General features: G+C 72.3%; 18 protein-coding genes and 1 riboswitch. Of the genes, 7 read left to right on the top strand and 11 right to left on the bottom strand.

Features of this window, described 5'->3' with window-relative positions; all coding sequences use genetic code 11:
- Positions 1–20: 20 nt before the first annotated feature.
- A complete protein-coding gene (locus ACLQ25_RS00900) occupies positions 21–2,120 on the bottom strand; it encodes a DUF6077 domain-containing protein (RefSeq protein WP_425728153.1) in 2,100 nt (699 codons plus the stop codon).
- A 141-nt stretch (positions 2,121–2,261) separates the two neighbouring features.
- On the bottom strand, positions 2,262–2,861 hold the full coding sequence (locus ACLQ25_RS00895) for a TetR/AcrR family transcriptional regulator (protein ID WP_425728312.1): 600 nt from the start codon (positions 2,859–2,861) through the stop codon (positions 2,262–2,264).
- Between the two features lie 218 nt (positions 2,862–3,079).
- Between ACLQ25_RS00895 and ACLQ25_RS00890 the strand changes: the two genes are divergently transcribed.
- From ACLQ25_RS00890 to ACLQ25_RS00875, 4 genes are all read left to right on the top strand, one after another.
- The gene (locus ACLQ25_RS00890; protein ID WP_425728151.1) at positions 3,080–3,973 is read left to right on the top strand and encodes an ABC transporter permease; all 894 of its coding nucleotides are present in this window, start codon (positions 3,080–3,082) and stop codon (positions 3,971–3,973) included.
- 4 nt (positions 3,974–3,977) lie between these two features.
- A complete protein-coding gene (locus ACLQ25_RS00885; RefSeq protein WP_357120787.1) occupies positions 3,978–4,787 on the top strand; it encodes an ABC transporter ATP-binding protein in 810 nt (269 codons plus the stop codon).
- A 145-nt stretch (positions 4,788–4,932) separates the two neighbouring features.
- Positions 4,933–6,441, top strand: a complete 1,509-nt coding sequence (locus ACLQ25_RS00880; protein WP_425728149.1) for a D-ribitol-5-phosphate cytidylyltransferase — start codon at positions 4,933–4,935, stop codon at positions 6,439–6,441.
- 42 nt (positions 6,442–6,483) lie between these two features.
- The gene (locus ACLQ25_RS00875) at positions 6,484–8,154 is read left to right on the top strand and encodes a CDP-glycerol glycerophosphotransferase family protein (RefSeq protein ID WP_425728147.1); all 1,671 of its coding nucleotides are present in this window, start codon (positions 6,484–6,486) and stop codon (positions 8,152–8,154) included.
- Positions 8,155–8,158: 4 nt separating this feature from the next.
- Here the strand turns inward: ACLQ25_RS00875 and ACLQ25_RS00870 are convergent, their stop codons facing one another.
- From ACLQ25_RS00870 to ACLQ25_RS00850, 5 genes are all read right to left on the bottom strand, one after another.
- Positions 8,159–8,905, bottom strand: coding sequence for an alpha/beta fold hydrolase (locus ACLQ25_RS00870; protein ID WP_425728145.1), 747 nt, complete (start codon positions 8,903–8,905; stop codon positions 8,159–8,161).
- Positions 8,906–9,039: 134 nt separating this feature from the next.
- On the bottom strand, positions 9,040–9,888 hold the full coding sequence (locus ACLQ25_RS00865; RefSeq protein ID WP_425728143.1) for a C39 family peptidase: 849 nt from the start codon (positions 9,886–9,888) through the stop codon (positions 9,040–9,042).
- A 231-nt stretch (positions 9,889–10,119) separates the two neighbouring features.
- Positions 10,120–10,260: riboswitch (cyclic di-AMP (ydaO/yuaA leader) on the bottom strand.
- A gap of 285 nt (positions 10,261–10,545) precedes the next feature.
- Positions 10,546–11,316, bottom strand: coding sequence for a hypothetical protein (locus ACLQ25_RS00860; protein ID WP_425728142.1), 771 nt, complete (start codon positions 11,314–11,316; stop codon positions 10,546–10,548).
- Positions 11,317–11,493: 177 nt separating this feature from the next.
- The gene (locus ACLQ25_RS00855) at positions 11,494–12,027 is read right to left on the bottom strand and encodes a hypothetical protein (RefSeq protein WP_425728140.1); all 534 of its coding nucleotides are present in this window, start codon (positions 12,025–12,027) and stop codon (positions 11,494–11,496) included.
- Between the two features lie 132 nt (positions 12,028–12,159).
- The gene (locus ACLQ25_RS00850) at positions 12,160–13,359 is read right to left on the bottom strand and encodes an acyltransferase family protein (protein ID WP_425728138.1); all 1,200 of its coding nucleotides are present in this window, start codon (positions 13,357–13,359) and stop codon (positions 12,160–12,162) included.
- A gap of 248 nt (positions 13,360–13,607) precedes the next feature.
- Here ACLQ25_RS00850 and ACLQ25_RS00845 point away from each other — a divergent pair, with 248 nt between their 5' ends.
- A complete protein-coding gene (locus tag ACLQ25_RS00845; protein ID WP_425728136.1) occupies positions 13,608–14,771 on the top strand; it encodes a glycosyltransferase family 2 protein in 1,164 nt (387 codons plus the stop codon).
- Between the two features lie 102 nt (positions 14,772–14,873).
- Positions 14,874–15,926: a pseudaminic acid synthase gene (gene pseI, locus ACLQ25_RS00840; RefSeq protein ID WP_425728134.1), complete on the top strand. Its 1,053-nt coding sequence runs from the start codon at positions 14,874–14,876 to the stop codon at positions 15,924–15,926.
- 202 nt (positions 15,927–16,128) lie between these two features.
- Here the strand turns inward: pseI and ACLQ25_RS00835 are convergent, their stop codons facing one another.
- The 4 genes from ACLQ25_RS00835 to ACLQ25_RS00820 are packed head-to-tail and all read right to left on the bottom strand — an operon-like array spanning position 16,129 to position 18,811.
- Positions 16,129–16,560 (bottom strand): hypothetical protein, encoded by a 432-nt coding sequence (locus ACLQ25_RS00835; protein ID WP_425728132.1) that lies wholly within the window; start codon positions 16,558–16,560, stop codon positions 16,129–16,131.
- Positions 16,544–17,299, bottom strand: a complete 756-nt coding sequence (locus ACLQ25_RS00830; protein ID WP_425728130.1) for an SDR family NAD(P)-dependent oxidoreductase — start codon at positions 17,297–17,299, stop codon at positions 16,544–16,546. Before ACLQ25_RS00830 ends, ACLQ25_RS00835 begins: the two co-directional genes overlap by 17 nt.
- Positions 17,292–18,563, bottom strand: a complete 1,272-nt coding sequence (locus ACLQ25_RS00825; protein ID WP_425728128.1) for an AMP-binding protein — start codon at positions 18,561–18,563, stop codon at positions 17,292–17,294. The genes ACLQ25_RS00830 and ACLQ25_RS00825 overlap by 8 nt, the downstream gene beginning before the upstream one ends.
- A complete protein-coding gene (locus ACLQ25_RS00820; RefSeq protein WP_355050342.1) occupies positions 18,560–18,811 on the bottom strand; it encodes an acyl carrier protein in 252 nt (83 codons plus the stop codon). The genes ACLQ25_RS00825 and ACLQ25_RS00820 overlap by 4 nt, the downstream gene beginning before the upstream one ends.
- A 99-nt stretch (positions 18,812–18,910) precedes the next feature.
- On the opposite strand from ACLQ25_RS00820, the gene ACLQ25_RS00815 reads away from it, so the two are divergent.
- Positions 18,911–19,420 (top strand): GNAT family N-acetyltransferase, encoded by a 510-nt coding sequence (locus ACLQ25_RS00815; RefSeq protein WP_425728126.1) that lies wholly within the window; start codon positions 18,911–18,913, stop codon positions 19,418–19,420.
- The last annotated feature ends 25 nt before the right edge of the window (positions 19,421–19,445 follow it).

Below are 19,445 nucleotides of genomic sequence, written 5' to 3'. Positions count from 1 at the left end.
CGAGTGCCGGTACGGGGTCCTCATCCGCGACGGAAGCAGGTCATCGCTCCCGGCCGTTTACGGGTGGCGAACTGCACGAACCCCAACTGCGGCGCCAGATCACGGGCCACCTGGTTGCTCGAATAGACACAGATCGTGGTGACGTCGAGCCGCTCGATCGCCCCGGCCAGCTCGGGCACCGGCGCCAGGTCGGCCTTGCCGTTGGCCAGCGCGACCAACTTCAGCCGGTCCTGGACAAAGGGCGTGTCCACGCCGTAGTCGGGCAGGTAGCGATCGTTGGGGCTGACCACGCGCATCCTGCTGGTCACCATCGGGGCGGTGTGCATGAGAGTGGACGGGGCCAGGACCACGCCGTCGGGCCGGTCGAGCCGGGTCATCCAGAAGACGATGGTCTTACGCTGCTGAGGCAGCTTCCAGACGGGCTCTTCGTGCACCGCGACGTAGCTCTTCGGCGACCACATCGGCGTGCCCAGGAGCGCGAAGCAGGCAATCAGCGCCGCCGCGATCGCGACGCTGCCGAACACCCGCACGCGCGGCAGTTCGACGGTGCAGAGGATGCCGATCACCGCCGGGAGGGCGAACATCCAGGGCAGCCGCCAGAGCACGACGCCGATGCCGGTCAGGCTGTTGATCACCTCGAGGACGCCGGGGAAGAGCAGCACGCTCATCGCCAGCGTGCTGCCCGCGACGAGCAACTGGGGGGTCCGACGACGGGTGACCAGGGAACCGAGCCACAGGGCCAGGCCGCCGATCACGCCAAGCACGCCGAACAGGATGGTCCGCCGATAGGTGATCTCGGCGTCGTAGAAGGCGGCGGCCGCGTTCTCGGTGATGGGCCCGGCGTTGAGCCGCGACCAGATGGTCGCGCCGATGGGGTAGATCAGCGCCGCCGCACCGGCCAGGAGGGCGTCCCGCCAGCGACCGACGACCATCATCGCGAACGCCGCGCCGCCGACCAGCAGCGGAAGGACGATGGCCGCGGTGGTGCTGAGGCCGGTGGCCACGATCGAGAGCGCGGCGATCAGCACCAGCCCGCGCCGGGAGCGCGAGTCGAACCACTCCGACAGGTAGACCCACATGAGCGGCACCACGGCAGCGACGAACATGGTCTTGCCCTGGTGCAGCCTGGTCAGGTGGAAGGTGCCCAGGGCCGCGTCCTGGCCGGCGACCAGGTAGAGGTAGGCCACGGAGACGGTGAAGGCGAGCACGGCCCGGCGCGGCGCCCATCGCTGTACCAGCCGCCACAGGGCCAGCACCGCCAGCACGGACATGACCGGCATCACCACGTACCAGGTGGCGGAGGCGGCGTGCAGGCCGAAGACGTGGGCGAAGGCGCCGTAGAACACCTCGATCGAGGGCACCGGCGGCTGTGAGTTCATCGCGGGCGCGACGCCGTCGGTGAACAGGAAGTCCCGCAGCGGCACCTGGTCACGTTCCGCCACCCAGACCGACTTACCGACGAAGAAGGCGTCGTCGACCGAGTTGCGGGCGAAGAAGAGCCCGGAGACCGCGGCCAGCACGGCGACGATCACGGCGTACGCCGACGAGAGCGGGGTCGCGGCGGCGGCCGGGGCGGCGCCCGCGGGTGTGCCGAGCCAGCGCCGCCGAGCCAGGTAGAGGCCCCCCACCGCGGCGAGGGCGCCGAAGCCACCGGGGATCCACCACGGGATACCGGCGCCGATGCCGTCGTCGGAGGCGGTCAGCCCCGCCGTGACGGCCGCGACGGTGCCCGCGCCGAGCACCAGGGCGAGCAGGGGACGCGGGTACGCCGGGGCGGCGTCCCCGACGACGTCGCGATCGGCAGGGTCAACGACGGACGACGGACGGGACCGGCGGCGCCACCACAGCCACCCGCCGAACCCGACGACGCAACTGGCGGCCCAGATCAGGAACGTCGTCGACGGGCGCAGGTCGACCAGGAACGCCAGGTGGTAGAGGACGGTCCAGAGCGCGAACGCCAGTACGCCGGCGTCGGTCAGCAGCACCGGTGCGGCGGCCACGAGGGCGCGCAGTCGCGCGCCGGGGGTGGGCCGGGGCTCGATGGCGTGGTTCTGCTTCTGCTCCGCGCCCGTCGAGGTGGGCTCGGCGGGCGCGTCGGCGACCTGTTCGACCTGGGGCACGGGACGTCCTTGTCGTCATACGAACGAATTCGCGATAAACGTTGAGTCACACAGGAGTGGCGAAGTGGGGATCCGGCACAGCGGGCGCCAGCCTAGCGGAATCGGTCACGGTGCCACGTCCTCCGAGCCGCCAGGACCGGGTCAGGTGGCCACCGAGGCGTCGGGTCGGCGTCGCACCGCGGCGTCCGCGCCGAGTCCGGCGGCCACGGATTCGACCAGGTTGTCCAGGTAGCTGTCGGTGAGCGGCAGCCGGGCGATGGCGAGCCGCCAGTAGAGCGGGCCGACGATCAGGTCGACGGCGGCGTCCGGATCGGTGGCGGCGGGCAGCTCGCCGCGCTGCACGGCGCGGATGACCAGGCGACCGCCGATCTCCTGCTGGCGGGCGCGCAGCACCTGGCGCAGGGTCTCGTCGATGGCCGGGTTGCGGGCCGCCTCGGCCAGCAGGTCGGGGATGATCTGCGACGCCAGGGGGTGACGCAGCGCGTGCGCCACGGCCTGGAACAGCAGCGCGAGGTCGCCGCGCAGGGTGCCGGTGTCCAGCACCGGCAGCTTGCCGTGTGCGGCGGCGGCGACGATCTCCACCACCAGGTCGAGCTTGGAACTCCACCGGCGGTAGACCGCCGTCTTGCTGACGCCGGCCCGTCGGGCCACCGCCTCGATGGAGAGCCGGCCGTAGCCGACCGCGGCAAGCTCCTGCATGAGCGCGCGCCGGATGGCCGTGGTGATCTCGTCGCGCAGCACCGCCGCGCCCGCCGGTACGCGCCTCTTCTCGGTCGTCACCGAGGACTCTTCTCGCAGGTCACGCCCGCTAGAGTAGCGCAACGACGGTACGGTTGCGTCCCGACGTGTTTCGGACTACTGTCCACGCAGCGACGAGGCGGCGTCCCGCGCACACCTTCCCACTAGGATTCCATCGTCGCGAGCAACCCGTCTGCACGAAAGATCGGAGCGCCATTTCCATGGCCACCACCGCGCTGGTCGACCCTGATACGGGCCTGACCCAGGCGCAGCTGGCCGCTCGGCACGGGCTACGGGTCGCCGGTGAGCGACCCACCCTCGTCGAGTACAGCCGCCGACTCTGGGCCTACCGGCACTTCATCGCCGCGTACGCCAACGCCAAGCTGGTCGCGTCCTACAGCAACGCCAAGCTGGGCCAGCTCTGGCAGGTGCTCACCCCGCTGACCAACGCCGCGGTCTACTACCTGATCTTCGGGGTGGTGCTGGCACAGAACAGCATCCCGAACTTCATCGCGTACCTGACCACCGGGTTGTTCATCTTCAACTTCACCCAGAGCGCGGTCCTGGCCGGCACCCAGTCGATCAGCAGCAACCTCGGGCTGATCCGGGCGCTGCACTTCCCCCGGGCCAGCCTGCCGCTGTCCACCACCGTGACCCAGTTCCAGCAGCTCCTGGCGTCGATGGTGGTGCTGATCGGCATCGTGCTGGTCACCGGCGAGCCGATCACCTGGGACTGGCTGCTGCTGGTGCCGGCCCTGCTGTTGCAGGCGGTCTTCAACGCCGGCGTGGTGCTGCTGGTCGCCCGGCTGGGCTCCAAGGCCAGCGACCTCAAGCAGGTCATGCCGTTCGTCATGCGCACCTGGATGTACGGCTCCGGCGTCCTCTACAGCGTCAGCCTCTTCGAGCGGCTGCCCGGCTGGGCGACGACGGTGGTCCAGTTCAACCCGCTGCTGGTCTACATCGAGCTGGCCCGGTACGCGCTGCTCGAGCAGGCGCCCCTGCTCAACGAGTCGCTGACCCAGCTCTGGCTGGTCGCCGCCGGTTGGGCGGTGGTGGCCGGTATCGGGGGCTACATCTACTTCTGGCGCGGCGAACAGGAGTACGGCCGTGGTTGATTCCCTGCCGGCCGCCGACGAGGCGACCGTCTCCCTGCCGACGCTGACGCCCGAGCGGATCCCCACCGTGGTGGTCGACGACGCGCACATCATCTACCGGGTCCACCAGGGCGCCACCGGTGGCACCACTCCGGTGGCGGCGCTGCGCCGGCTGGTCAAGCGCACCAACGCGCCGAACGTGCGGGAGGTGCACGCCGTCAAGGGCGTGTCGTTCACCGCGTACCGGGGCGAGGCGATCGGGCTGATCGGCAGCAACGGCTCGGGCAAGTCCACCATCCTGCGGGCCATCGCCGGCCTGCTGCCGGTCAACCGGGGCGCGATCCACACCCAGGGGCAGCCGTCGCTGCTCGGGGTGAACGCGGCGCTGCTCAACGACCTGTCCGGCGAGCGCAACGTCGTGCTGGGGTGCCTGGCGATGGGCATGCACCCCGACGAGGTCGCCAAGCAGGCCGCGGGGATCATCGACTTCTCCGGGATCAACGAGCGGGGCGACTTCGCCAGCCTGCCGATGCGCACGTACTCGTCGGGCATGGCGGCCCGGCTGCGGTTCTCCATCGCCGCCGCCAAGAGGCACGACGTGCTGCTCATCGACGAGGCGCTCGCCACCGGCGACAAGGGTTTCCGCAAGCGCAGCGAGCAGCGCGTCCGCGAGCTGCGCGAGGGCGCCGGCACGGTGTTCCTGGTCAGCCACCAGCTCTCCTCCGTGCGCGACACCTGCGAACGGACGATCTGGCTGGAATCGGGCCTTATCCGGATGGACGGCCCGACCGACGAGGTCATCCGCGCGTACGAGGCGTTCGCGAACAGCAAGTAGAGTGCCGGCCAACCACCGGCATCGACACGGCAACCAGGACCGCGTCGCCCGCGTTGGGGCGGCGCGGTCCGCGCGTTAAGGTTCATTCCGTCGCCGCTCGGGCGGAACTTTCCGTTAACGCAACCCTGAGAGTGAGGTTCCGGCAATGACGCAGGACCAGACCACTGGCCCGGACGCCGCAACGGAGACCCCCGCACCGTGGCGGCCCTCGCGGACAGTGGCCGTGGTGCTGGCCGGCGGCACCGGGACCCGGCTGGGCCTCGGCATCCCCAAGCAACTGCTCAAGATCGCCGGTAAGCCGATCATCGAGCACACCCTGGCGGTCTTCGAGGCCGCTCCGGAGATCGACGAGATCATCGTGCTGATGGCGACCGGTCACGTCGACGACGCCCGGCAGATCGTCGAGAAGGCCGGCCTGCGCAAGGTCACCCAGGTGATCGAGGGCGGCGACACCCGCAACGCGACCACCCGGATCGCACTGGACGCGGTCGGCCCGGCCGACTGCAACATCCTCTTCCACGACGCCGTCCGCCCGCTGCTCAGCGGCCGAATCGTGCGCGAGTGCGTCAACGCGCTGTGGACGTACGACGCCGTCGACGTGGCCATCCCGTCGGCGGACACGATCATCCAGGTGGACGAGAACGACTGCATCACCGACATTCCGGTGCGCTCCCGGCTGCGCCGGGGACAGACCCCGCAGGCGTTCCGCTCCCCCACGATCCGTGCGGCGTACCGGATCGCCGAGGACGACCCCGACTTCGCCGCCACCGACGACTGCGGCGTGGTGCTGCGGTACCTGCCGGGCACGCCGATCAAGGTGATCGACGGCTCGGACGAGAACATCAAGGTCACCCACCCGGTCGACGTGCACCTGGCGGACAAGCTCTTCCAGCTCGCGGCGGCGCAGGCGCCCCGGCTGACCGACCACCGCAGCTACACCGAGGAGCTGACGGGCCGCACGATCGTGGTGTTCGGCGGCAGCTACGGGATCGGCCACGAGCTGACCGAGCTGGCGCGGCGCTTCGGCGCGCAGGTCTTCCCGTTCAGCCGCTCCACCACGGGCACCCACGTCGAGCGCGCCGAGGACGTCGAGGCCGCGCTGACGACCGCCTTCGAGGCCACCGGCCGGATCGACCATGTGGTGGTCACCGCCGGGATCCTGGAGCGGGGCGCCCTGGCCGAGATGGACGAGGAGACGATGGACCGGGTGTTGCAGGTCAACTTCGTCGGTCCGGTGACCATCGCCCGGCAGGCCCTTCCGTACCTGCAGCAGACCAAGGGTCAGCTGCTGCTCTACACCTCCAGCTCGTACACCCGGGGTCGGGCCCGCTACGCCCTCTACTCGTCCACCAAGGCCGCCCTGGTCAACCTGACCCAGGCGCTCGCCGACGAGTGGGCCGACGTCGGCGTACGGGTCAACTGCATCAACCCGGAGCGGACGGCCACTCCCATGCGTACGCGGGCCTTCGGCGAGGAGCCGGAGAACACCCTGCTGGCCGCGGAGGCCGTCGCCCAGTCCTCGCTCGACGTGTTGATCTCCGACCTGACCGGTCAGGTCATCGACGTACGCCGGGCGCCGGGAGACGGCCCGTCCGTGCCGACGCAGGCCGGCCCGGACCGGTCCGAGACGCCGGCCGCGGCGTCCGCGAACTGACGCCGACGGCACCGCGACACCGAGGGCGGCGATCGGAGCAACATGCGTGGTGACCTGGTTCGCAAGGTGGCCGCCCGGTGCCTGAGCACCGGGCTCGCCGTGCTGGCCTTCGTCGTGCTGGCCCTCACCGGCAGCACCAGGTGGGGCCTCGCGCTGGCCGTCGCCGCGCTGGTGGCGGCGGCCGCCGAGCAGCGGATCCGACCGGCCGCCGACCTGGTGGCCGAGACCGCCCTGATCGCCGCGGCGGTCCTGGTCGGCTACTCCCGACGGCTCGACGACGGCTTCGACCCCGCGCTAGCCGCGACGGCGCTGGTCCTGCTGGGGCTGGTGCTGCTGGTGGGGCCGTTGCGTACCGCGGGCAACCTGGAGATCCGGGCGGCCAACCTGCCGGTACGCGCCTGGACCCCGCTGATCGCTGACCGACTCGGCGTCGCCCTGCTGGGCCTGCTCGCGGTGGTGGCCATCGCCGCCGCGTTGACCCTGCCGGCCGTCGTGGCGCTCGCCGCCAGCCTGCTGGTGGCCGCCGCCGCCGGGGCGGTCGCGCTGGACCTGGCCAAGCGACGGTTCCGTCCGGCCGCCGGCGGTGGGCAGGTCGCCCGCGCGCTACGCCGGCACGAGCCGGAGTTCCTGCTCTACTTCTCCGCGCCGCCCGGCTCCGAGTACCAGGTCACCATGTGGCTGCCGTACCTCGAACGGATCGGCCGGCCCTTCCTGGTGCTGGTCCGTGAGCCGGAGTTCGTCGCGCCGATCGCGGCGGCCACCGACGCGCCGGTGGTCTACTGCCCCACGCTGCGCGCGATGGACGAGGCGCTGGTGCCGAGCCTGCGGGTGGCCTTCTACGTCAACCACGGGGCGAAGAACAGCCACTGCATCCGGTTCACCCAGCTCACCCACGTCCAACTGCACCACGGCGACAGCGACAAGGCGCCCAGCGCCAACCCGGTCTCGGGCATCTTCGACCGGATCTTCGTGGCCGGGCCGGCGGCGATCGACCGGTACGCCCGCGCCGGGGTGCAGATCCCGGCGGAGAAGTTCGTCGTGGTGGGCCGTCCCCAGGTCGAGTCGATCGAGGTACGCCAGGAGCCGACGCGGGGCCTCGCGCACCCGATGGTGCTCTACACCCCGACCTGGACCGGGCACCACGCCGACGCCGACTACTGCTCGCTGCCCGTGGCCGAGGAGTTGCTGCGGCGGCTGCTGGGGCGTGGCGCGACGGTGATCCTGCGGGCCCATCCGTACACGACGCAGAACCCCGCGTCGGCACGCCAGTTGGGCCGGCTCACCGAACTGCTGGCCGTCGACCGCGCCCGCACCGGCCGGCAGCACGTGTTCGGCGCGGCCGCCCGGGAGCTGAGCCTGACCGATTGCGTCAACCGCTCGGACGCGCTGCTCTCCGACGTCTCCGGGGTGATCTCCGACTACCTCTACTCGGGCAAGCCGTACGCCGTCACGGACATGGGTGACGAGGGCGACCGGTTCACCGAACGCTTTCCACTGGCCGGCTCGGGCTACGTGCTGCGGCGCGACATGTCCAACGTGGACGCCGTACTCACGGCCCTGCTGGACACCGACCCGCTGGCCGATGCCCGCTGGGTCACCCGCCGCCGCTACCTGGGCGACTTCCCGGCCGAGTCGTACGCCGAGGGTTTCCTGACCGCCGCCCGCCGCGAGCTGACGTCGGCCCGGGAACTGCCCGCGCCCGCAGCCGCCTGACCGATCAGCGGTACGGGTCCAGCAACGCCAGCACGGCCGCCGGATCCTCCAGGTGCGCGTTGTGCCCGAGACCGGGCAGCGTGGCGACCGGTACGCCGTACTCCTTGAGCTGCGCGTCCGTGACCATCGGGTCGTGCTCCCCGCGGGCCAGCACCACCGGCACGTCGGTCGCCGCGAGCAGCGCGGCCAGGTCGGGCGCACCGACGGCGAACGCGGCGTTGTCCATCGCGAGCCGCCACCGGCCGTCGACCTGACGCAGACCGGCGTCGACCATCGGGTGGTCCGGGAGGACCAGACCGGTGAGGCCGGCGACCCGCAGATAGCGGCGGGCGGCCTCGGTGCGGCTGGTGAACCAGCCCACCGGGCGGGCGGCGAGGTCCGCGGCGCGGGCCAGCTCGGCGGGCGCCCAGACGGCCTTGATGCCCAAGCCCACCACCGCGTCCACCGGCAGACCGGCGGCGCGGGCCGCCAGCGCCAGGCCGACCACGCCACCGAGCGAGTGCCCGAGCACGACGATGCGGTCGTCGGAGGCCAGGCCCTGCGTGACCCGCTGGGCGAAACCCTCGAAGGAGTACGACGACAGCGGCGCCGACCAACCGTGACCGGCGAGATCGGGCGCCAGCCACCGGCCGGGCCAGTGGTGCTCCAGAAGTGGCGCCCAGGGCAGCCACACGTCACCCGTCGCCCCCATGCCGTGCAGCAGCAACAGGATCGGCTCACGGCCGGCTTGACCACCCGATTCATCCACCACGGCCGCAGTCTCCCACGGTTCGCGGCCCGGTACGAGAGCCCTTCACCGGCGTCGCGCCCCGACACGGGAACGCCGCGAGCGCCGGCCCCTCGTGGGAGACGGCGCCCGCGGCGTCGTGGGGTGTCGCGCGTTGGTCAGGCGGAGTAACCCCGGGTGGCGATCCAGTTCGCCAGGTCGATCGTGGTGATCCAGTAGGCCGGGTCGGCGGCGTTCGCCGAGTCGGCGATCCGCACGGTACGGCCGTTGTCCTTGTAGCCGACGACGGCGATGTAGTGCCCACCGCCGTAGGAGTGATAGCCGCCCTCGGTGTCGATGGCGTCACCCGCGACGTTTGCCACCACGCCCCGACCATCGGTGATGGCCTTGACCACGTCGGCCTGAAGGCGGTCCATCTGGGCCGGGCTGGGCGTGCCCGCGAACATGCGGGTGCGGTACGGGGAGCCCTTCACCTCGGCGTTGAGCACCCGGGTGGTGTCCTCGGCCGAGTTGGTGCCCATCTCGGTGGTGCCCAGTTCGGCGCCGAGCTCCTCCTGGGTGCGGTCGATGCCGCTGGCGCTGAGCGCGTTGCGGGTGGCCGCGGGGCCGCAGTTGTAGTAGGTGTTCTGCGCCTCGTAGGCGTAGTCGAGCACCTTCGTCGCGGGCGGCTTCGGCGGCGTCGGCTTCCGGGTGACGTCCGGGTTGCTCGTGGCCTTCGCGGCGGGGGACGCGGCGCTGGTGGCCGGGGCGGCGGTGCTCGGCGCGACGCTCGCCGACGGGGCCGCGGACCGGAGTTCGCCACGGGAGGCGACGGTGTCACTGCGCATCTCGGCGACCGTGGTCGGGGTGCGCGGGCCGTCCGGGGCGTCGTCGGCGCCGGCGACCAGGGCGCCGGCGGTGGTGGCGATCGCGAGGGCCGCGGCGGAGGCGGCGACGATCTGGTACGGACGCTCGGTCGCGAGGCGACGGAGCTGGCGCTTCAGGGTGTGCTTCACGGGGTCCTCCACGGTTCGGGGGTGAGCGGCACACCGGGCTCGACCGGTATCCGGGCAGGCGCCAGCGCGCGGGCAGGGGCCCGCGGGTGGTGGACCGCTCAGGGGTACGCCCGGCGCGGCCGGGCGGGAAGTGCGGTGACCCGGGGGGTCAGCTCACCGTCACGAGGCGGATGAGCGGGGACACCGCGACGCCGTGGAGGCGGGGGAACAGTGCAAGGGTCGAGGGGTGCTGCACGAGGATGGAACTCCTTCCGTCACCGCCTACCGGGTTAGCTGACGGATTCGGGCGGGAAGATCGCCCTACCGCGGGCCGTGGCTCGCGGATTCACCCCGGACTTACTGTGGGTCCCCGGTTCGTTGATCACGATTGAGCGGGTCGGCGCGGCGTCGCCTCCTGCGATCGGTAACCGCACCGGACGGGACGACAGTACTGGCCGGTGCGCACTCTGCCAAGCCGCGCCCACCTGCATAAACATCGATTGGCCCAGCAATTTCTGCGCGTTTTGCCGCTGACGTGACTCGATGGGACAACCGGTTCCGGCGGCACCTGCGGGCGACAACCGGACAGGTGGCCGGCAACGCCGCCACAATCGCGGGCACAATGGCCGCCGATGATGCCGACCGCCCGATTTCCGCTGCCGGTGACCCGCCTCACATAACAGATCGGGCTCAACCGGCCCGGGCCGGACGCCAGCGTGCCACGAGGTCCGTACGCGACGGCCGCGTCGCGGTGCGCCGGGAGAACGCCGGGCTCGGCCGCGACCGGACCGCCGCCGCGTACGCCTCCTCGGCGAGGACGCGCGCCGACTCGGCGGCCACCTCGGCGTCCCGCCAGGACGACCGCTCCCGCTCGACGGCCGTCCGGTGCTCGGCCAGCCTCGCGTCACGGATCGCCCGGATGAGCAGCGTCTCCTGCTCGACCGGGTGCCGGCGGGGGTCCCAGCCGCGGCGATGCCCGAAGACGTCGCCGAGCTGAGCCATGGTCAACTCCCCCCGCCAGTGCGCCGCCATGGCGGCACGGTGCAGGTACCGCTCCCGGGCCGCGTACTCGGCGGGGGTGTGCGGGGTACGCGGTGTCGGCAACGCCCCGGCACCGGCGACCCGACGGGCGGCCGTGTCCGCCTCGTCGTACGCCGTCCAGGCCCGCTGCGCCTCGTCCTGAGCGACCAGCCAGTCAGCGCGCCGCCGCCGGGCGGTCCGCGCGGCCCGGGCGGCGGCCACGGCCACCTCCTCGGCGTACCGGCGCAGGTCGGCCATCTCGGCGACGGCCATCTCGCGGGCGGTGGGTGTCGGCGGCGTGGGGTCGGCCGCTGGCGAGTCCCGCTCCGGGCGGGCCACCAGGACGGCGAGGATCGTCAGCGCCAGCAGGAACAGGGCCGACCAGATGGCGGCGGCCTGGGGCACCTCGGTCAGGAACTGGTAGAAGACGACGGTTTCCATGATCGACACCTCGGCGTGAGGACGTAAGCGATGGGATGCCGCACGGGCGGGTGCGGGCGGTGTGTCGTCAGGTGTGGTGACGGGGCGCTCGGCCCGGCGGCGCCGCCGATGGTGGAGATCCCGGCGCGCCATACTCCGGCGCTCGCGGGACGGCGTGCCGCCCCGGTGACTGACCCGCTAGGCCGGCGGGGCGCGGGGGGCCCGACTGGCCGAGCCTGCGGCTCGGAGGGGCTGCTCCGATCCCGTGGGCGCCGAGGTCACGCCCGCCATTGGGCGGGGCAGCGCGTCCGAACCACCGTGCAGGGCGGGCTGCGGGTCGACCGACCGCGCGGAGGCGTCAGCGCCAACCTCTGCGGCTCGTTCCTCGCCGGCCCGGTCGGGGACGGCCCGGTCGAAGGCGGCCCGGTCGAAGGCGGCCCGGTCGAAGGCGGCCCGGTCGAAGGCGGCCCGGTCGAAGGCGGCCCGGTCGGAGGCGGCGCGGTCGGAGGCGGCGCGGTCGGTGAGGACCGTGGAGAGGGCCGCGGTCGACGGTCCGAGCGGCTCCGCGAGGGCGAGCGACCCGATGGTGGGCGGCGCGGCCGCAGCGGTCGATGCCGGCAGCAGCGCCGGGGCCGCGCCCAGGGCGAGCGACAGCACGGCGAGGCTGGTCAGGACCCGTGCCGCCCAGCGCGCCACCCACCACAGGGGACAGGTGAGCGCGACCGGGAGCACGTCCTCACGCTACCGTCGGGACCGCCCGGACGCATCGGCGACGGGCGTGTCGGTCTGCGCCGCGCCGACCCCCCTCCGACCAGCGTGGACACGGTGGCGTGAGCCGGCTCCGGTGGGTGCAACCGCGGCCGTCTACAACCGGGATCGAGCGCGATCCGGCGCGGGCGCGCGGGCGGATTCGCCGGGCACCTCCGCGTCACCACCTGCGGTCTCCGGGGTGCGCTGGTGGGGAACGAGCGGCGGGCGGCCCGGGCGACGTGGCGCGAGCCGGCGCATCATCGGTGTCTCCACCCAGCGGTGCAGCAACCCGGCGAGGACCAGGTTCACGAGCAGGAATCCGAGCACCACCGCCGGGCCCCGCCAACCCCGGAAACCGGTCCCCCAGTCGCCGCTGAGCCGGAGCACGCTCGTCATCACCAGGACGTGCACCAGGTAGAAGGCGAACGAGACCTCGCCGAGCCAGACCAGCGGACGCGAGCGCCACGGCGAGCGCCGGTCGCGCACGTCGGCGTCGGCGGCCGCGGTGATCACCAACAGGTACGCGACGGCGAGCAGCGTGGTCCACAACTCGGCACGGATCCACTGCGCGGCGGCCACCCAGGTGCCCACGAAGATCGCGGTGGCGGCGGTCAGGCCCGGCCCGCGCCACCGGCCCCGGAGCATCAGCTCGGCCGCCACCGCGCCCAGCCAGAACTCCAGGGACCGCGCCGGCGGGAAGATCTGGGTGAACCACCAGCGGCTCGCCTCCGGCACCAGGTGCTGGACCGGCCAGAGCGCGAGGATCAGCAGCGGCAGCGCGACCACGAGCGCCCAGAGCACCGAGGGTCGCGCCCGGCGCAACAGGGGCAGCGCCAGCGGCAGACAGAGGTAGAAGAAGAACTCACAGGACAGCGACCAGCTCACCGTGTTGACGCTGTAGAACCAGCCGAGCCGGGGGTCCCAGGCCTGCAACAGCAGCAGGTTCTCCACGGCGACGGCCGGCAGGACGGGATCGGCGAACCACCAGGCGACCAGCAGCGCGGCGGCCCACAGCACCACGTGATTCGGGTAGATCTTCGCGACCCGTCGACGCCAGAAGGTCAGCCGCGAGTCGCCCGGGCGGGCCGACCAGACCAGCACGAAACCGCTGAGGATGAAGAAGAACTGCACGCCGGACAGGCCGAGGGTGAAGAGGGCGTCGACCACGGCCTTGTAGTCCGGCTCGGCGATGATCCGCATCGTCCCGGCGTGGAACCCGAACACCAGCAGCGCGGCGATCCACCGCAGCCCGGTCAGCGACGGTAGCCGGGCGGGGGCGGGCGGCGCGGTCGGCGCGTCGGTGGTGCTCGTCATGCCGGGGTCCCGACGCTTCGCAGGGTCACCAGCACGTACGCCTCCTCCTCGGGCCCGCGGCGTCGGACGGCGCGACGACGACGCCCGCGACGGCCCGGCAGGACCGCACCGAGGCACCCTACCGGGTCACTCCCGGGTGAACCGGGCGGCCGTTGTTAACCTTCCGCTTCGCGGGTGTTCAGGGATTTCACCATCCGCGGCCACGTGTGGTTCCGGGGCTGGCCATCCGCGTCGTCGAAGGTGGCGACGTGGTCAATGAGCCGACGCACGCGCCGCTGCTGAGCATCGTCGTGCCCGTCTACGGCGTCGAGGCTTACCTGTACCAGTGCCTCGAGTCGGTCCGGGCGGACATCCCGGCGGGCGAGTCGGAGGCGGTCGAGCTGATCGCCGTGGACGACGCCTCGCCGGACGGCTGCGGCGCGATGCTGCGGTCCTACGCCACCGGGCACGACAACGTGCGCGTCGTACACCTGGAAGAGAACGTGGGTCTGGGCCTGGCCCGCAACGCGGGCCTCGACGTGGCGACCGGCCGGTACGTGTGGTTCGTCGACAGCGACGACTGGCTGCCGCCGGGCACGATCGCGGCGGTGCTGGACCGGCTACGTGAGCACCAGCCCGACGTCCTCATGCTGGACCACCTGCGCGTACACGAGGACGGCCGGCGGGAGGTCGACGCGAGCAGCCACCTGCTGCGCGGGGTGCCGGGCGTGGCCCGCCTGGCCGACCAGCCCCACCTGCTGCGGGTGCAGCACACGGCGTGGAACAAGGTGGTACGCCGGGCCTTCCTCGACGAGTTGGAGCTGCGCTTCTTCCCCGGCTGGTACGAGGACATCCCGTTCAGCCACCCACTGCTGATCGGCGCGGAGAAGATCTCGGTGCTGGACCGGGTCTGCTACCTGTACCGGCAGGGCCGCCAGGGCGCGATCACCTCCACCCGCAGTGGACGGCACTTCGACGCGTTCGGCCAGTACGAGCGGCTGATGGACTGGGTCGCCCGCCGGCACCCGGACGAGGGCCTGCGGGCCGAGCTGTTCGAGCTGATGATCAGCCACTACCTGGTGGTGGTCGGGAACGACGACCGGTTGCACCCACACCTGCGGCGCGCCTTCTTCCACCGGGTCGCCGAGCACTACCGCCGATACCTGCCCCCCGAGGGCTACCCGATGCCGTCGGGGGTCACCGGGCTCAAGCACCGCCTGGTGGGGCGGGGTGACTGGCTGGCGTACTCGGCGCTGCGGCAGGCGCACCGGGCCACCGGCCGGTGGCGACGGTCCGGCCCGACCGCTGGCGCCGACTCGTCGTCGACCGACGACCCCTCCCGAGCGGCGCGGTCGGCGAGCAGGTCGGACGGCGGGCACGCCGCCGGTATGCCGGGACGGTCGGACGCGCTGGCCGGTGGCCGCCTGCCGTGACATGTTCGGCGGGTGCCGGCGTTTTTCAGGTCGTCCACCCGGTCGGGGGACGACGACAGCACCACCGCACGTCGGTGCGGGCGTAAGGGAACAGAGGTCGGAATGACGGCGACAATCAAGATCGGACCGCACGCGGTCGGTGCCGGGGAGCGGCCCTTCGTGGTCGCCGAGATGTCCGGTAACCACAACGGCGACCTGGACCGGGCGCTGGCCATCGTGGACGCGGTCGCCGAGAGCGGCGCGCACGCGCTCAAGCTGCAGACGTACCGGCCGGACACGATCACGATCGACGTCGACACCCCGGCCTTCCGCATCTCCGGCGGACACGAGCTGTGGGGCGGGGAGAACCTGTACCGCCTCTACGAGCGGGCGCACACCCCGTACGAGTGGCACGCCCCGATCTTCGCGCGGGCCCGCGAGCGCGGGCTGACGGTCTTCTCGTCACCGTTCGACGCGACCGCCGTGGAGCTGTTGGAGTCGTTGGACGCCCCGGCGTACAAGATCGCGTCCTCGGAGCTGGTGGACCTGCCGCTGATCCGGTTGGTGGCCAGCACCGGTAAGCCGTTGGTGATCTCGACCGGGATGGCGACGGTCGCCGAGATCGACGCCGCCGTACGGACCGCGCGCGACGAAGGCGCGGCGGGCATCGTCCTGCTGGCCTGCACCGCGTCCTACCCGGCACCTCCCGCCGACAGCAACCTGCGCCGCCTGCCGGTGCTGGCCGGCGCGTTCGACGTGCCGGTCGGGCTCTCCGACCACACGCCCGGTATCGGCGTGGCGGTCGCCTCGGTGGCGCTGGGCGCCTGCTTCATCGAGAAGCACGTGACCCTGGACCGGGCCGATGGCGGCGTGGACTCGGACTTCTCGCTGAACCCGGCGGAGTTGACGGCGCTCGTCGAGGAGTCGGGCCGCGCCTTCGCGGCGCTGGGCGGCACCGCGATCGGCCCGACGCCGGCCGAGCGGGAAGGGCTGCGGTTCCGCCGTTCGCTGTTCGTGGTCGAGGACGTCCGGGCCGGCGACCCGGTGACGGCGCAGAACGTCCGGTCGATTCGCCCGGCCGGCGGCCTGGCCCCGATCGAGATCGACAGGGTGTTGGGCCGCACCTTCACCGCCGACGTCCCGCGCGGCACCCCGTTGAGCTGGGACCTGATCTGACCGCTGTGCGGCCGGGCACCCCGCGCCGGTAGAGCGCCGCGGGGCGCCCGGCTCTCCGGCCGGCAGCGCCCTGTGCGCCTCCTGTCGAGCTGCCCCGAAAATGGGGCGCGTGCCGTGGGTGCCATCCCGCCCCACCGATGGGGCAGCTCGACAGGCACCGCCGACGCCAGCAGGCACCCCCGACAACAGCGGCACCCTGGCGTCAGTCGCGGTCGATCAGCCCGGCGCCCTGCCCGGGGGCGAAGCCGACGGTGACCACCAGGTCGGCGACCCGCAGGGTGCGCCAGAGGATGGCGCCGTTCTCCCCAGTGCCCAGCCCGTGCCGGCGCCACCAGGTCGCGATCGGCACATCGACCAACTTGCAGCGGCACTCGGCCCGGGTCCATCGGGCCCAGAAGTCACCGGTACCGAAGCGGCGGGCCAGTGCCGGGGGCACCGGGGCGTTCGCGCGCTCCGCGTCGACGGCCACTCGCCATCCCGGCACCGGCGGACCGTACCAGCCGACGCAGCGCCCGTCGCCGACGTGACTGCGGGTCGTCGCCGAGGCCAGGTCGGCGGGCGTACCGATCCGTAGGTGCCGTTCGGCGGCGGCGAGCAGTCCCGGCACCGGCCGCAGGTCAGATGGAGGCGGCACCGTCCACCACGATGACCTGGCCGTTGATGTTGGTGTGCTCGCGCAGCAGCATCCGCACCACCGGTACGACCTCCTCCGGCTCGGTCAGGTGGCCGGTCGGGGTACGGCGCACGATCTGGTCGAGCTGGGTCGGACCGAGCACGGCGGACATCTCCGAGGCGAAGAAGCCGGGCGCGACCGCGTTGACCAGCATCCGACCGCCGAGTTCCCGGGCGAGCGAGCGGGTGGCGGCGTCCATGCCGCCCTTGGTGGCCGAGTACGCGACCAGGCCCGGGAAGCCGCGCTGCGCGCAGATTGAGGTGATGTTGACGACGCGGCCCCGCAGCCCCTTGCCGAGCATCCGACGGATCACCAGCCGGGTCAGGTGCAGCGGCGCGGTCAGGTTGGTCTCGATGATCCGGGCGATGTCGTCGGTGGCGGTGTGCACGTGCAGGGAGTCCTGCCCGACGGCGGCGTTGTTGACGATGCCGTCGATCGGGCCGAGGCGCTGCTCCACCTCGCGGACGAAGCCCTGCGCGGCGCGCAGGTCGGTGACGTCGACCGAACCGACGTGCACCCGGTCGGGGTGCTCGGCGGCGAGCTTCTCCAGCTCGGGGGTGACGGTACGGGCGAACGCGGCCACCCGTACGCCCGCGTCGAGCAGGTCGGTGACGACGGCCAGGCCCAGCCCCCGGGAACCGCCGGAGACGAGGACCACGGAGCTGGGGGGAACGAGGTTGGTATCGACGGGGTCAGACATCGCTCTTCAGGGTCTCCTTGACGGGAATCTCGGTCAGCACACGGATCCGGCGGGGCACGGCGTGCTCGGGCAGCCGCTCGGCGCACCAGCGGACCAGCGCGGCCTCGTCGGGCAGCGGGGCGTCCGCGTGCTCGGCGGGTGCGAGGACCACGTCGGCGACGACCATCCGGCCGAGCACCGGGGCGCGGCGTCCGGTGACGCGGGCCCAGGCCACGCCGGGATGCTGGGTCAGCACGCCACGGACCACACCGGCGGAGACCTTGCTTCCACCCACGTTGATCTCGTCGGTGTCCAACCGACCCGTGATCAGCACCCGCCCGTCGACCACCTGCACCCGGTCTCCGGTGCGGACCGGGCCGGACAGTCCGACCCCGTGGTACGGGGAGGTGACGACCAGCTCGTCGGCACGCACCGACAGGGTGGGTCGGCCCTCGGTTTCCCGGTCCAGCCACTCGGCGGGGAACCCGGCCCGCCCGTCGTGCACCACAATGGACGCGCCGACCTCCGAGGACGCGTAGATCCAGGAGATCCGCGCGGCGGGGAAGACCTCGCGCAGCTGGTCCAGGATCGCCTGGTCCACCGGCTCGCCGCCGAGGGTGATCTGACGCAGCGGCACTCGGGCCAACGCGGCGGCGTCCCGGTAGAGGGTGCGCCGCCAGAAGGTGGGCGTGCCGGACGCGGCGTCGACCCCGTGCGCGGCGGCGACCGCCGGCCAATCGTCCAGTTCGTCCGGCTCGATGACCACCAGGTGCTGACCGGGCTGGGTGAGCGACAGGGTCACGACCTGCCACCAGGCGTACGTGCCGGGGGCGTAGGGGCACAGCCAGGTCCGGTCCGGTTGGTCGGCCCGCACCGTGGTCAACGTGTCGAGGGTGTGCCCGACCCGCTTGGGACGGCCCGTCGACCCGGACGTCAGCAGCCACAGCCGGCCGGGTTCGGCGACGCGCGGGCGAGCGGGCGCGCTGGGGTGCGCGCCGTCGTCATCGAGGAGGGTCACGGTGAAGCCGGCGTCGTCCAGCTCCGCGCGCATCGCCGCGTCCACCCGGCTCGCGGTGCTGAGCAGCAGCTCGGTGCCGTGCACGGCGTGCTGCCGCGCGGCGGCGAGCGCGTGCCGGGCGGAGTGCGCCAGCACCGCGGCGGGGTCGGGCAGCTCCGGCGTCGGCAACGTCCGCCACGTCAGCGCAGCGCCGCCCACGACGATCCGGTTGTCGACGCCGGCCGCTTCCGGGCCCGCGGTGGCCGGATGGGGGGTCGCGACGGTCACTGCTGCTGTAGCTCGACGAGGAAGTCGAGGACGTCGCCGATGGTGGCGATGCGGCGCAGGCCGGGAGCGTCGAAGTTGAGCTCCTCCCCCGTCTCGTCCTCCACCCGCAGGGCCAGCTCGGAGAAGTCCAGCGAGCGGAAACCGATGTCCCGCAGCTGGGCCGCGTCATCGGCGGGCAGCTCCTTGTCCTGGTTCTTGAGCACCTGCGCCATGAGGTCGCGGATCTGCGCGCGACTCAATTCGTTCATGCGCCGGAGTCTACAACCCAAGGAATGGATAACTGCTTTCCCGGTGGGCCCGGGTAAGGTGCCGGGACCGGTTGTGTACAGACAGGAAAGCGGGAGCACGTGCTACGCGAAGCGACGGCGGACGACGTTCATCTGATGTTGTCCTGGCGTAATCAGGAAACCAACCGTCAGGTCAGCAAGACCAGCCACGAGATCACCCCCGAGGAGCACGCCCGGTGGTGGTCGGCGGTGCGCGACGACCCGACGCGGCGCGTCCTGACGTACGTCCACGACGACCGGCCCTGCGGTGTCGTCACCTTCTTCGACCTGCGGCTGGACGCCCCGCGTACCGGGGCGTGGGGCTTCTACCTGGACGCCGACGGGCTGGCCGGGCGGGGCGAGACGCTGCCGGCCTGGCTGGGGGTGATGCGGCAGGCCGTGGAGTACGCCTTCGACGGGTTGCACCTGACGCGACTCGACGGCGAGGTGCTGGCGCACAACACCGTCGTGCGGCAGATGAACCGGCGTTTTCGATTCGTCGAGGGCACGCCACGGCAGGAACTGTCCGACGGGCGGGAAATCACCGTCATTCCGATTTCCCTGGCGCGCGAGGATCGTCGCCAGCGCTGATTACCGCCGCTATTTTGCACGCTGG

The organism is Micromonospora sp. DT44 (assembly GCF_049841635.1).
GTDB lineage: Bacteria > Actinomycetota > Actinomycetes > Mycobacteriales > Micromonosporaceae > Micromonospora.
Note: the sequence above shows the minus strand (reverse complement) of the source record. Positions and strands in the feature narration are given on the sequence as shown.